This is a genomic window from Ilumatobacter sp. (assembly GCF_046290335.1).
GTDB lineage: Bacteria > Actinomycetota > Acidimicrobiia > Acidimicrobiales > Ilumatobacteraceae > Ilumatobacter_A.
The window spans coordinates 1069897-1082555 of sequence record NZ_JBKAGH010000001.1; the positions used below are offsets into that span (position 1 = coordinate 1069897).

Consider the following 12659-nt stretch of genomic DNA (forward strand, 5'->3'; position numbering starts at 1 on the left):
TCGTCAGTTCGACGCAGAGAAGTTGCAGGCGAGGTCGATCAACAGACGCGTGCCGAAGCCGGTCGCGCCCTTCGAGTAGATGCCCTGATCGCCGTCGACCTTCATCGGACCCGCGATGTCGAGATGCGCGTAGGGGACGTCGCCCGTGAACTCCGACAGGAAGATCGTCGCCGTGATCGTCCCGGCGTAGGGCCCGCCGATGTTGCGCATGTCGGCGACCACCGAGTCGAGCAGCTTGCGGTACCGCTTCGACTCCAGCGGGAGCTGCCACGTCGGCTCGTCGACCGTTTCCGACGACGCCTTGACCCGATCGACCAGCCCTTGGTCGGTACCGAGCAAACCGGCGATGTCGGTGCCGAGCGCGCCCAGCACCGCGCCCGTCAGCGTGGCGATGTCGACGATCCCGTCGGGCTCCTCCTCGACCGCGAGCGACAGCCCATCAGCGAGGATCAGTCGGCCCTCGGCGTCGGTGTTGTGGATCTCCACCGTCTTGCCGTTGCGCATCGTGAGGACATCGCCGAGCTTGAGCGCCGATCCTGACGGCATGTTGTCGGTGCACATCAAGAACGCGGTCACCTTCGAACGACATCCCAGCGCCTTGAGCACCGACATCGTCGCGAGCACGGCGGCTGCGCCCGACATGTCCATTTTCATGACCTGATGGAACGCGTCACTCGGCTTCAGGCTGATGCCACCCGAGTCGTACATGACGCCCTTGCCGACCAGCGCGAGGTGCCCGGCCGGGTTCTTGGGGGTGTAGGTGAGCTTGACCATCCGCGGCGGCTCGGTGGATCCACGATTGACACCCAGGATCCCTCCGCACCCGAGTTGGGCGAGGTCATCGGCGTTGAACACCTCCACGTCGAGCCCCGCTCCACTCGCGATCTCGACCGCGCGGTCGGCAATGTCACGAGCGTTGAGGTAGGTCGGCGGCATGTTCGCGAGTTCACGCGCCAGCGCTGCTGCGCCGGCGATCGTCGCGCCCGCCGCGGCGCCCTTGTCGGCGTCCTTGGCGCGTTTCGCCGAGGTGACCAGCGTGAGCGACTCGAGCTTGGAGCCCGAGCTCTCGTCGTTCTTCAAGCCGACGTAGCGATACGACGCGAGCAGTATCCCCTCGGCGACGGCGCGTGACGCGGTCGCTGCGTCGACGCCGTCGACATCGGCCAGGTTCGTCGCGAGGTGCGCGTGCTTCGAAGCGCAGCGGACGAATGCGGCACCCGCGTCGCGCAGCACCTTCGCGTCGATGCCCTCCGCGTCTCCGACGCCGATCGCCACCGCGACGCCGTCGTTCGACGGGATCACCAACGTCTGACCGGCCTTGCCGTCGAAACCGTTGGCCGTCAAGGCCGCCCGATTGACACCGAGTTGACGCGGCACCGCCCCCTTCGTCCCGACCGCGTAGCCGACAGCGGTCGCCGCCTTCGGCACGGAGCGGGCGGTGGCAACCGCGACGGACTGGACATGGGCGCTGGCATCGATCATCTCGCCATTGTGCCAAGCGGCGCGCTGCCTCCCCCACTTCTTCGACCGCCGGTGGAGACGCAGGATCGGTCGATCGGGTTTCGTTGACGTGAACGGTGTGGGTCGAACATGACGCTCGTCACGCCACTTTTCTGGTTCGTGTTAGGTTCGAGCTTCGTTCGTCCGGAGTCCATCGGGCGTTCACCGACGCGAATCACCAACGCGAATTCACCAAGGAGAAAGCTCATGCTCAACCAGCGGAACCATTCGACTCGGAGGCGGGTGATCGGCGCAGTGATGGCGCTCGGCCTGGTCGCCGGCGCATGCTCCAGCAGCAGTGATGAGGAATCTGACGATTCCGTCGCCAGCGAGGAACCAGCCGACGACACCACCGAGGAACCAGCCGACGACACCACCGACGACACCACCGACGACACGGCTGCCGACGACACCACCGACGACACGACCGCGACGGATGACACCACCGACGACGTCGAGGTCGTGCAGTCCGACGGTGGCCGTCTGCAGGCCGTGCTCGACGCGGGCGTACTGCGCTGCGGCGGCAACGAGACGCTGCCCGGCTTCGGCATCGTCGACAGCGACGGCAACTACTCCGGCTTCGACATCGATTACTGCCGAGTCGTCGCTGCGGCGGTTCTCGGTGACGCGGAAGCGGTCGAGATCGTCCCGCTCAATGCCGACGCACGATTCCCCTCGCTGCAGTCCGGCGATGTCGACGTGCTCATCCGCAACACGACGTGGACGGGTAGCCGTGACGGCGAGCAGGGAGCCAACTTCTTGTTCACCACGTTCTACGACGGCCAGGGCATGATGGTGCCCGCCTCGTCCGGCTTCACCACGCTCGAAGAACTCGCCGACGCGAGCATCTGCGTGCTGTCGGGCACGACCACCGAGCTGAACCTCACCACGATCTTCAACGCTCGAGGCATCCCGTTCACCCCGGTCGTGTTCGCCGACAACACCCAACTGCAGCCGGCGTACGAGTCAGGCCAGTGCGAGGCATGGACCTCCGACGCCTCGCAGCTCGCGGCGTTCAAGTCCTCGATCGAGGGCGAAGGCGGCGAGGAGCAGTTCATCATGGCCGAGGTCATCTCGAAAGAGCCGCTCGGCCCGGTGGTCGTCGACGGCGACACCGAGTGGGCGCAGGCCGTCAACTGGGCCGTGATGGCGACCGTCCAGGCCTGGGAGTTCGGCCTCGACTCGTCGAACATCGCCAGCTACGACGGTGACGACCCGAGCATCCTCGCCTTCACCGGTCAGGCAGAGAACCCCGCCGCCGGACTCGGTCTGCCCGACGATTTCGCGGTGCAGGTCATCAGCCAGGTCGGCAACTACGAGGAGATCTACAACGAGCACATCGTGCCGATCGGCCTGTCCCTCGAGGGCTCGCCGAACGACCTGTGGACCAATGGTGGGCTCATGTACGTGCCCCCGTTCCGTTGATCTGATCAGCTGATCTCCGGCCGAGCGACAGGGTGGGTCTGACCCGCCCTGTCGCTCCGCCCAACTGCTCTGGGGAGTCACCGCGTGGCGGAAACCGAATCCTTGTCGCCCCCGGCGACGCCCTCATCTCCCGCGTCGACACCGACGCGTCCGCCGTTCTGGCGCAACATCAAGATCTTGCGAATCGTGGCGCAGGTCGTCACGCTGGGCATCGTCGTCGGCATCGTCTACGTGCTGCAGAGCAATCTGCTGAACAACCTCAACCGGTTGGGCATCAGCACCGACTTCGACTTCATCTATTCGAGCCCCGGCTTCACGGTTCGAGACTCCGGTTTCGACGCACAAGCCCCCGACGCAACGGTCTGGCGGATGATCCTCGTCGGGGTCCGCAACACCGCGGCAGCCTCCGTGGTCGGGATCACGCTCGCCATCGTGCTGGGCACGCTCGTCGGCATCGGCCGGCTGTCGACCAACTGGGTCCTGCGCAAGCTCGCGGCGCTGTACGTCGAGACGTTCCGCAACATCCCGCCGCTGGTCATCATCATCTTCGTCGGCACGGCGCTGTTCACGGCCGGCCCACTCCCGCTGTTCACGCCCGCCAACCCACCCGGCGAGCTGAAGATCCCGGGAACCGACAGCAACTTCCTCATCTACTCGAACACCCGGCTGGGCATCCCGTCGTTCATGAACGACGAGCGCTCCGGGATCTTCTGGCTCGTGATGCTCGTCGCCGCGGCGATCGCTGCGCTCGTCTGGCGCTGGCGCACCAAGGTCAACGAGCAGACCGGCCAGGACCATCACCGCGTGTTGTACTCGCTCGGCACGCTGCTCGGCATCGGGCTCATCGCGTTCCTCGCGCTCGGCGGCCCGGTGCAGTTCTCGTTCCCCGCCGTGTCGGAGTCAGGTCGCATCATCGAAGGCGGTCTCGCGACCAACGACGGCTATCTCGCGCTGACCTTGGCGCTGGTCCTGTACACGGCCAGCCACATCGCCGAGATCATTCGCGGGTCGATCCTCGCCGTGGCCAAGGGGCAGAACGAGGCGGCCAATGCCCTCGCCCTGTCGAGCTTCCAGCGCTACCGCTTCATCGTGCTGCCGCAGGCCGCGCGCATCGCGCTGCCGTCGATCATCAACCAGTTCCTCAACTTCACCAAGAACACCTCGCTGGCCACGGCGGTCGCCTACCCCGAGATCACGGCGTTGACGCAATCGCTGATCGGCAACGACCAGCCGGCGCCACAGATGATCCTGATCCTGATGCTGCTCTATCTGTCGTTCTCACTGGCGATCTCGTTCGTGTTGAACATCGTCAATCGACGTTTCCAGCTCGAAGGGAGGACCTGACATGACGAACGAAGTGGGCTACACCGTGTCGGCAGCGGACGGCGGCGGCTCCATCATGCACGGACTCGCCGAGAGCAACGCACCGCGCCACAGTGACCAGACCCCGCAGGAATGGGTCAGGTCGAACCTCTTCAACACCTGGTACAACAGCATCATCACCGTGGTCTTCGGCGCGCTGGCGCTGGTGCTCGGGTTCCTGTTCTTGCGCTTCGTGTTCGTGAACGCTCGGTGGGAGCCGGTCAGCGACAATCTCGAACTGTTCATGGTGGGCCGGTTCCCTCGCGAGGATCGAACCCGGATGATCGTGCAGTTGCTGATGCTGTCGGGCACGATCGGACTGTTCGTCGGATGGCTGCGTCAGCGCGCTCAGGCCGAAGCGGAACTGTCCGGCACCGACCTGCAGCTCGCCGGTGGTCGCGACCTCATCGGTTCGTACTGGGCCTTCGTCGTCTTCATCGTCGTCGCGCTCGGCATCGGAGCCGGGTTCGGCTCATGGCGGCCGTGGCTGCTGCTGGCCGGATGCCTCTTCACCGCCGGCGCCTCGTTCGCCGTCACGTTGCGGCCGCGTCGCGGCGGCACGGGCATCGCGCTCGCGCTGACACCGTTGACGCCTCTGCTCGTCGCTGCCGGGGTGTTGTCGACGATCAGCGATCTCGACAACGCCAGTGCGTACCTCATCGCCGGAGGCGCCGTCGCGCTGCTCGCGGCCGTGCAGTACCTCCACCGAGCGTCGTTCACACTGTCGGCCGCTGCGCTCGCTGGCGTGCTCTCGTTCCAGGTGCTGTCGGGGACCGAACAGCTCGCCTGGGTCTTCGTCACCGTCGCATTGCTTCCGGCCGCGTTCGACCTCGTCGGCCGCCGCGACGACGGCGACGCCTCCGCCACCAGCGGCGTGATCGGAGCCGTCATGTTCGGGGCCGGTGTCGTCCTCTACGTCGCGCTGGCCGGTCTGACGTCGATCCGCGCAGGTGTGTTGGCGGCGGGCCTCGTGGTCGCCGTGTTCGCACTCGTCGCAGCGTTGTCCGGGCGCCCCGGCAACGGCCGCCGACTCGGTACCGTCGCCGGACTCGGCCTCGTGACGTGGCAGCTCGGTCGCTGGGTCGACCTCGACGGCATCGACTGGAAGGACTGGGGTGGGCTCCACCTCAATCTCGTCGTCGCCGCGGCATCCATCTCGCTCGCGTTCCCGATCGGTCTGCTGCTCGCGCTCGGCCGGCGGTCGTCGCTGCCGGTGATGCGATGGCTCTGCACGGCCTACATCGAGCTGATTCGTGGCGTCCCGCTGATCTCGCTGCTCTTGATGGCCCAACTCTTCGTCGGGTTCTTCTTGTCGTCGGGCAGCAACAACCTGACCCTCACGACCAAATCGCTGTTCGTCATCACGATGTTCTCGTCGGCGTACATCGCAGAGATCGTGCGCGGTGGGCTGCAGGCGGTGCCACGCGGCCAGGTCGAGGCCGGCCAGGCGATGGGTCTCTCGCCGAGCAAGATCACCCGGCTCATCGTGTTGCCCCAAGCGCTGCGGGCCGTCATCCCGTCGATGGTCGGCCAGTTCATCTCGCTGTTCAAGGACACGTCGCTGCTCACCATCATCGGTGTGCTCGAGTTCCTCGGCGTTCGCGAGATCGTGCATTCCCAACCCGACTTCCGAGGCTTCGGCTTGGTCGAGACGCTGGTGTTCGTGGCGTTCGGCTTCTGGGCGATCTCGTTCACCATGTCCCGCGAGAGTCAGCGGCTCGAACGCCGCCTCGACGTCAGCAACTGAGAAAGGTCCCGATCACATGACTGAGCACGTGACTGGTCACGAGGTCTTCGCCGACGCCACCCAGATGATGGGTGCGTCGAGCGAGGAGATGATCGCCGTCACCGGCGTCGACAAGTTCTTCGGCGACTTCCAGGCGCTCAAGAACATCAACATGAAGGTCGGCAAGCAAGAGGTGGTCGTGGTCATCGGCCCGTCCGGATCGGGCAAGTCGACCCTCATCCGCTGCATCAACCGGTTGGAGAAGCACGACCGCGGCCAGATCGTGGTCGACGGTGTCGAACTCGGCGACGACATCCGCAACATCCAGGAGATCCGTCGAGAGACCGGCATGGTGTTCCAGAGCTTCAACCTGTTCCCACATCTGACCGTGCTCGAGAACATCACGCTGGCGCCTCGTCAGGTCCGCAAGGTCCCCAAGGCCGACGCCGAAGCGACGGCGATGGAATTGCTGGAGCGGGTGAAGATCCCCGATCAGGCTCGCAAGTATCCCGGTCAGCTCTCTGGTGGCCAGCAGCAACGGGTGGCGATCGCGAGGTCGCTCGCGATGCGGCCGAAGGTCATGTTGTTCGACGAGCCGACCTCAGCGCTCGACCCGGAGATGATCAAGGAGGTTCTCGACACGATGAAGGACCTCGCTGGCGACGGCATGACGATGATCTGTGTCACCCATGAGATGGGGTTCGCCAGGGAGGTCGCTGATCGCGTCGTGTTCATGGCCGACGGTCAAGTCGTCGAGGTGGGCACGCCCGAGCACTTCTTCGACAACCCTCAAGAAGACCGCACGAAACTCTTCCTCTCCCAGATCCTCTGACGTTCCGCCAACACCGCACAACACGTGGGGTCTGACCCCACGTGTTGAACGTCTGGGGTCTGACCCCACGTGTTGAACGTCTGGGGTCTGACCCCAGCGGTCAGGCGGCGGCGAGGTGGTCGGCGAGTTCGTTGACGGCTTGTTCGTACTTCTTGGTCATGCCCTTCTTCGTGCCGACGCCCATCGCATCGCCGACGTGGATGCGAACGTCGGTCCCGGCGTCGGACGCTGCGAAGGTGGCCGTCGCCTTGACCGGGAAGAACTTCGTCGGCGCGATCCAACCGCCGATCAGACGGATCATCACCTGCGAACCGAACTTCGCGGTGAGGCCGTCATCTGCTGACGCGATCTTGCCCTTGCGGGTCGTGATGGCCCGTCGGATGCGTTCTTCGGCCTGCTCGCGAGAGCCAGCGATCGTGAAGTCACGGGTGGTCGTGATGGTGTTGCTTGCCATGTCGTCCATCGTCGCTGGGCATCGTCAACCACCCGTGAACCGATTGCACCCCGTGGTCGTCTCACACCGTTGGCTGGCTCGACTCCCACGCAGCAGACAACGCGGCGTAGCGGCCACCGAGCGCGACGAGTTCGCCGTGGCTTCCCAGTTCCGCCAGTTCACCGTTGTCGATCACCGCGATGCGATCGGCACGTCGGATCGTCGACAAGCGGTGCGCCACGACGATCGTGGTGCGTCCGTCCATCAATCGATCCAGCGCCCGCTCGACGATGACCTCCGTGCCCGGGTCGAGGTTGCTCGTCGCTTCGTCGAGGACGAGCACCGCGGGGTCGACGAGCGCAGCCCGCGCGAGCGAGACCAGTTGTCGCTCGCCCGCCGAGAGCCGCGAGCCTCGCTCGCGCACCTCGGTGTCGATGCCGTGCTCGAAGTCCCCGAAACGATCAAGTGCTCCGATGACATCGAGCGCCTCGCGGAGTTCCGCATCGGTCGCCGACGGCCGGGCGATCCGGACGTTGTCGGCGATCGACCCGCCGAACAAGAATCCTTCCTGCGGCACGACGACGACCCGCTGGCGAAGTGACGCCAAGGTCGCGTCGCGCAGATCGACACCACCCAGACGGATCGATCCCTCGGTCGGGTCGTAGAGCCGCGCCATCAGCTTGGCCACGGTCGACTTACCCGCCCCCGTCGGCCCGACGAGCGCCAGGCGTTCGCCGTCACCGACCGTGATCGACACGTCTCGCAACACGCGGGCGTCGGTGCCCGGATAGGCGAACGAGACGTGCTCGACCGTCAGTTCGCCGCGCCGATCGAGTTCGCGCTCGCCGTCTCGGATGTCGGGCTCGGTGTCGAGGATCGTGAACAGCTTGTTGAGCGCTGCGGCCGACGACTGCACCGTGTTGTAGAGCTGCGACAGCTGCTGCACGGGTTCGAACAGTGCCGCCAGCAGGAGCACGAAGGCGACGATGGTGCCGACCGTGACGTCGCCGCGACTCTCCAGCCACCCACCGATCCCGATCGCGAGCGCCGTCGCGAACACGCCCATCGTCTCGACGAGCCCGAAGTACCAGGTCGACACGCGAATGCTGTGCACGTGGGAGCGGTACAGCGAGCGGTTCGACTCGACGAACTGTCGGGTCTGCTCGCCTTCCTGGGCGTACGCCTGGATGACACGCACCCCGGAAATGCCTTCCTGCAACTCCGACAGGTTCTCGCCGACCCGTTCGCGCACGACCAGATAGGCAGCGTTGGAGTCGCGTTGGAACTTGCGCGAGGCGACGATGATCACCGGGAACACGAGCAACGCGACGATCGTCAACTGCCACGACAGGCTCAACATCAGGATCAGCGCGATCACGATCAGGAACACTGCGGCGATGAACTGCAAGAGCCCCCACTGCACGAGTTCTGCCATCGACTCGATGTCGGCCGTCATGCGCGAGATCAGCACCCCCGACTGATATCGGTCGAAGAACGCGAGCGACTGCTTCTGGATGTGGTCGAACGCCCGGATCCTCAACGCTCGGAGAAACCCTTCGCCCGCCCGGTTGACGAAGATGTACTGCTGGCGCGCTGCGAGGTACGCCATCGCCACGACGACAACGTAGGCGATGACCGCGTTGCGCAACACGTCGCGATCGCCCGGCTCGATACCACGGTCGATGCCGTGGCGGACGATGACGGGACCCAGCAAGATGCCGAGCGTCGACACGACGACGAAACCGAGCGCGGCGAACACCGTCTTCTTGAACGGGGCGCCCATGCGCAGCGCCCGGCGCAGCACGCGTCGAGTCGCCTCGGCATCGAGTTTGTCGTCATCGGTGACGCCGCCCATGCGAAACATCAGGCACCACCTCCCGGAACGCTGGCCGCGCCGTCGGTGACCGTCTCGTCTGGCACGTCCGGCTCGTCGGTCGACTCCTCGACGACTTCCTCCATCGCGGCGAGCACCTCGCGGTAGCGCGGCTCGGAGACGAGGAGTTCCTCGTGCCTGCCGCGGGCGACCGCGCAGCCCCGGTCGAGCAACACCACCGAGTCGGCCAATGCGATCGTCCCCGGACGATGCGCGATGACCAGCGTGCTGCGCCCCGCCATCACCGTCGCCATGGCCGATCGGATCTCGTGCTCCTTCGACGGGTCGACCGCCGAGGTCGCGTCGTCGAGAACCAGTACACGCGGGTCGGCCAGGATCGCACGAGCGATCGCGATGCGCTGTCGCTGGCCGCCCGAGAGCGAGAAGCCGCGCTCACCGAGCAACGTGTCGTACCCGTCCGGGAGACCCATCACGAAGTCGTGTGCTCCGGCGAGTCGAGCCGCCCGTTCGATGTCGTCATCGGCGGCATCGGGGTAGGCGAACGCGATGTTGGCCCGGACGGTGTCGTGGAACAGCAGCGTGTCTTCGAAGACGATGCCGACGGCGCGGCGCACATCGTGCACGGGGAGTTCTCGTACGTCGATACCGTCGATCGACACCGAGCCTGCGTCGACGTCGTAGAAGCGAACGAGCAGTCGGGCGATCGTCGACTTCCCCGACCCGGTGGCCCCGACGATCGCCACCGACTCCCCGGCAGCGAGGTCGAGATCGAACCCGTCGAGCACCGTGATGGCCGCGTCGCCGTCCGGATCGGCGATCCCAGCCGCATCGGCGGTTCGCTGTGCGGCGGTGCGGTACGCGAACCGCACCCCGTCGAATCGCACCGCACCGAGCGCACCGTCGGTCGGCAATGCCTTCGGCCGCTCCGGATCGATCACCTCCGGCGCCACGTCGAGGATCTCGTTGACGCGCTCGAGCGCGGCCGCCGCCCGCTGAGCGAACGCGATGGTCATACCGATCATTCGCAGCGGTTGAACGAGCAGCGCGACGAACACGTTGAACAACACGAGTTGACCGATCGTCAGCTCGCCATCGATGACCTGCAGACCGCCGAACCACAGCACGGCGACCAGTCCGAGTTGAGGCAGCAGTTCGATCGCTGGCAAGAACTTGGCTCGGATCCGGGCGGCGTGGATCGACACGCGCTGGATGTCGTCGGCTGCGGTGCGCAACTTGTCCGACTGCACCTGTTCAGCGCCGAAGCCCTTGATCACGCGGACGCCGCCGACCGACTCCTCGACGACGGTCGCCAGCTCCGCCTGCTCGGCCTGCACCGCGAGCACGGCCGGATGGATGGCACGTGAGAATCGGCTGCCGGCATACTGGATCAGCGGCAGGGTGGCGAGCGCGACGAGCGCCAGCATCCAGTCGGTGACCAGCAGGATCACGACGACGGCGGTGATCATGGCCAGGTTCGACAGGGTGATCGGAATCATCACGACGAACATCTGGATCGAGTTGAGGTCGCTGGACGAACGGCTCATCAACTGACCGGTCTGCGCACGATCGTGGTAGCCGATGTGCAGCGACATGATGTGCCCGAAGAGCTGCTCGCGCAGTCGCGTCTCGGTCCAGCGTGCCTCGCGGAAGGCATAGAACCGGCGGAGCGCGGTGAAGAAACCCGCCACGACGCCCGCGACACCGATCAAGCCCGCCCACAGCCAGAGCAGTTCCCCTTCGCCGATGCCACGATCGATGCCGTAGCGAACGAGGATCGGCGACGCGACCTTGCCGACCGTCCACGCGAGCCCGATGACGGTCCCGATCGTCAGATTGCGACGCTGTGCGCGCAACGTCGACGCAAGCAGACCCCACCGGGTGCTGGAGGGTTGGTGGTCAGAGCTCAACCGAGCAACTCGGCGACTCTCTCCTTCGGTCGGCCGATGATCGCCGTGTCGGCGGTGACCACGAGCGGGCGCTGCAGGAGTTGTTTGTGCTTGACCAAGATGTCGACGATCTGGTCGTCGGTGGCCACGTCGTCGTCGGTCAGTTCGAGCTTCTTGAACTTGCTGTCACGGCGCACGAGATCAGTCGCCGGATCCTCCAGCTTCGCGATGATCTCGCGAAGCTCGTCCGCCGTCGGCGGCTCCTTGATGTACAGCACGATGTTGGCCTCGACTCCGAGTTCTTCAGCAATGCGCACGGCATTGACCGACGAGTTTCAATGTTGGTTGTGGTAGATCGTCACGTCCGACATGAGACCCACGCTACGCCTGCAGCGTCGCGATCGACGGATCGATACGCGAGACCGCGGATCGCCTCGCTGCGATCGACACACGCGTGCGCGACGATCTGCTCGCTGGAGCGTCAGCTGGCGGTGTCGGGGTCGACTTCGTCCATCCGACCTGTCGACACGTCGTACACGAAACCACGAATGTGTTCCTTGTGCAGGACGAACGGCGTCAGCCGCAGGCGCTTGATCGATTGGGCCACATCGAGATACGGATCGGCGAACGACTCGACCGCCCACCACGGCTTGATCCCGATCTCGGCTTCGATCTCGGCTTTGAAGGTGTCTTCGGTCACCAACTGCAGTCCGCAATCGGTGTGGTGGACGAGCACGATCTCACGTGTCCCGAGGTAGCGCTGCGACAAGCACAGCGAACGGATCACGTCGTCGGTGATCACCCCACCGGCGTTGCGGATGATGTGCGCCTCGCCATGGCCGAGACCCAACAGCGGAAAGATGTCCATCCGCGAGTCCATGCAGGTGACGACGGCCAGGTTGCGAGACGGCCGGACCTGCAGGTCGTGATCGGCGAACTCGGCGGCAAAGCGCTGGTTGCCAGCGATCAACTGGTCGGCGGAGGGAACGAACGGCCGGTCATCGTGGCGGGCATGGTCGGTCACACACCGATTGTCGCAGCGTCGAGGCACCATTTGCACATCGGCCGCGTCGCACGGCGGACGACAGATCGCTGTGACAGGGCATCGCTATCGTGCGCACGACCGACTCCTCCCTCGATCACTTCGACGTTCAGGGAGCACCATGCCCGTTCCACCGACCCCTCATCGACTCCACCGACCCGCCGCAGCTCGTCGCCTGCCTCCTCGTCTACCTCGTCGCCTGCCCCGCGCCGGCATCGACCCGATCAACACGGCCGAGCTCGCAGGCGGCCTGCTCGATGCCGTCGCCGCCGACCCGCCGCGCCACGAGACCATCGCCGTGCTCCTCGACGACGCGGACCGAGGCATCTGCGTGCTGTCGGTCGACGGCACGACCGACCAGGAGGCGGTGCTCGAGGTCGCCGAGTTGCTCATCGAGGCGTCGTTGCGTCTCGGCGACGTCGCCGCCGTGATCCTCGCATCTGTCCGACCGGGCGGTTCCGATCACGTCGACGACCTCGAACGCTGGACGGAGCTGTCCGCTCGCTTCGACGACGGCGGCCTCGAATTGATCGAGTGGTTCGTCATCGGACGATCCACCTCATGCCCGCGAGCGCTGCTCGGGGCCCCGCCTCGCTGGCGGAGTTGAACCGAGGGTCGG

Annotated in this window: 11 protein-coding genes; 5 read left to right on the forward strand and 6 right to left on the reverse strand. The window is 65.7% G+C overall.

The features are described from left to right. Nucleotides 1-3 precede the first annotated feature (3 nt). Nucleotides 4-1482 carry a leucyl aminopeptidase gene (locus ACE37B_RS04855; protein WP_409922150.1) on the reverse strand — a complete coding sequence of 493 codons (1479 nt, stop codon included), beginning with the start codon at nt 1480-1482 and terminating at the stop codon, nt 4-6. Nucleotides 1483-1707: 225 nt separating this feature from the next. On the opposite strand from ACE37B_RS04855, the gene ACE37B_RS04860 reads away from it, so the two are divergent. The 4 genes from ACE37B_RS04860 to ACE37B_RS04875 all read left to right on the forward strand — a co-directional run bounded on the left by ACE37B_RS04860 (nt 1708) and on the right by ACE37B_RS04875 (nt 6845). After that, complete coding sequence (locus ACE37B_RS04860; RefSeq protein ID WP_409922151.1) at nt 1708-2925, forward strand: amino acid ABC transporter substrate-binding protein; 1218 nt, start codon at nt 1708-1710, stop codon at nt 2923-2925. Nucleotides 2926-3009: 84 nt separating this feature from the next. Beyond that, nucleotides 3010-4269 (forward strand): ABC transporter permease subunit, encoded by a 1260-nt coding sequence (locus ACE37B_RS04865; protein ID WP_409922152.1) that lies wholly within the window; start codon nt 3010-3012, stop codon nt 4267-4269. A 1-nt stretch (nt 4270) separates the two neighbouring features. Continuing rightward, nucleotides 4271-6034 (forward strand): amino acid ABC transporter permease, encoded by a 1764-nt coding sequence (locus ACE37B_RS04870; protein ID WP_409922153.1) that lies wholly within the window; start codon nt 4271-4273, stop codon nt 6032-6034. A 16-nt stretch (nt 6035-6050) separates the two neighbouring features. After that, the gene (locus ACE37B_RS04875) at nt 6051-6845 is read left to right on the forward strand and encodes an amino acid ABC transporter ATP-binding protein (RefSeq protein ID WP_409922154.1); all 795 of its coding nucleotides are present in this window, start codon (nt 6051-6053) and stop codon (nt 6843-6845) included. A 100-nt stretch (nt 6846-6945) separates the two neighbouring features. Here ACE37B_RS04875 and ACE37B_RS04880 read toward each other — a convergent pair whose 3' ends face one another. The 5 genes from ACE37B_RS04880 to ACE37B_RS04900 all read right to left on the reverse strand — a co-directional run bounded on the left by ACE37B_RS04880 (nt 6946) and on the right by ACE37B_RS04900 (nt 12022). Beyond that, nucleotides 6946-7299, reverse strand: a complete 354-nt coding sequence (locus tag ACE37B_RS04880) for a hypothetical protein (protein ID WP_409922155.1) — start codon at nt 7297-7299, stop codon at nt 6946-6948. Nucleotides 7300-7360: 61 nt separating this feature from the next. Continuing rightward, entirely contained in the window at nt 7361-9142 is a 1782-nt protein-coding gene (locus ACE37B_RS04885) for an ABC transporter ATP-binding protein (protein ID WP_409922156.1), read from the reverse strand. After that, complete coding sequence (locus ACE37B_RS04890; protein ID WP_409922157.1) at nt 9142-11019, reverse strand: ABC transporter ATP-binding protein; 1878 nt, start codon at nt 11017-11019, stop codon at nt 9142-9144. The genes ACE37B_RS04885 and ACE37B_RS04890 overlap by 1 nt, the downstream gene beginning before the upstream one ends. After that, the gene (locus ACE37B_RS04895) at nt 11016-11315 is read right to left on the reverse strand and encodes an ArsC/Spx/MgsR family protein (protein ID WP_409922158.1); all 300 of its coding nucleotides are present in this window, start codon (nt 11313-11315) and stop codon (nt 11016-11018) included. Before ACE37B_RS04895 ends, ACE37B_RS04890 begins: the two co-directional genes overlap by 4 nt. A gap of 164 nt (nt 11316-11479) precedes the next feature. Further along, nucleotides 11480-12022, reverse strand: coding sequence for a beta-class carbonic anhydrase (locus ACE37B_RS04900; protein WP_409922159.1), 543 nt, complete (start codon nt 12020-12022; stop codon nt 11480-11482). 139 nt (nt 12023-12161) lie between these two features. Here ACE37B_RS04900 and ACE37B_RS04905 point away from each other — a divergent pair, with 139 nt between their 5' ends. After that, nucleotides 12162-12647 carry a hypothetical protein gene (locus tag ACE37B_RS04905; protein WP_409922160.1) on the forward strand — a complete coding sequence of 162 codons (486 nt, stop codon included), beginning with the start codon at nt 12162-12164 and terminating at the stop codon, nt 12645-12647. Nucleotides 12648-12659: the final 12 nt, after the last annotated feature.

Excerpts from the sequence above, each read along its gene's own strand:
- ACE37B_RS04855 (WP_409922150.1), bottom strand. The coding sequence starts at position 1,482 with ATGATCGATGCCAGCGCCCATGTCCAGTCCGTCGCGGTTGCCACCGCC.
- ACE37B_RS04860 (WP_409922151.1), top strand. The coding sequence starts at position 1,708 with ATGCTCAACCAGCGGAACCATTCGACTCGGAGGCGGGTGATCGGCGCA.
- ACE37B_RS04870 (WP_409922153.1), top strand. The coding sequence starts at position 4,271 with ATGACGAACGAAGTGGGCTACACCGTGTCGGCAGCGGACGGCGGCGGC.
- ACE37B_RS04875 (WP_409922154.1), top strand. The coding sequence starts at position 6,051 with ATGACTGAGCACGTGACTGGTCACGAGGTCTTCGCCGACGCCACCCAG.
- ACE37B_RS04880 (WP_409922155.1), bottom strand. The coding sequence starts at position 7,299 with ATGGCAAGCAACACCATCACGACCACCCGTGACTTCACGATCGCTGGC.
- ACE37B_RS04885 (WP_409922156.1), bottom strand. The coding sequence starts at position 9,142 with ATGTTTCGCATGGGCGGCGTCACCGATGACGACAAACTCGATGCCGAG.
- ACE37B_RS04905 (WP_409922160.1), top strand. The coding sequence starts at position 12,162 with ATGCCCGTTCCACCGACCCCTCATCGACTCCACCGACCCGCCGCAGCT.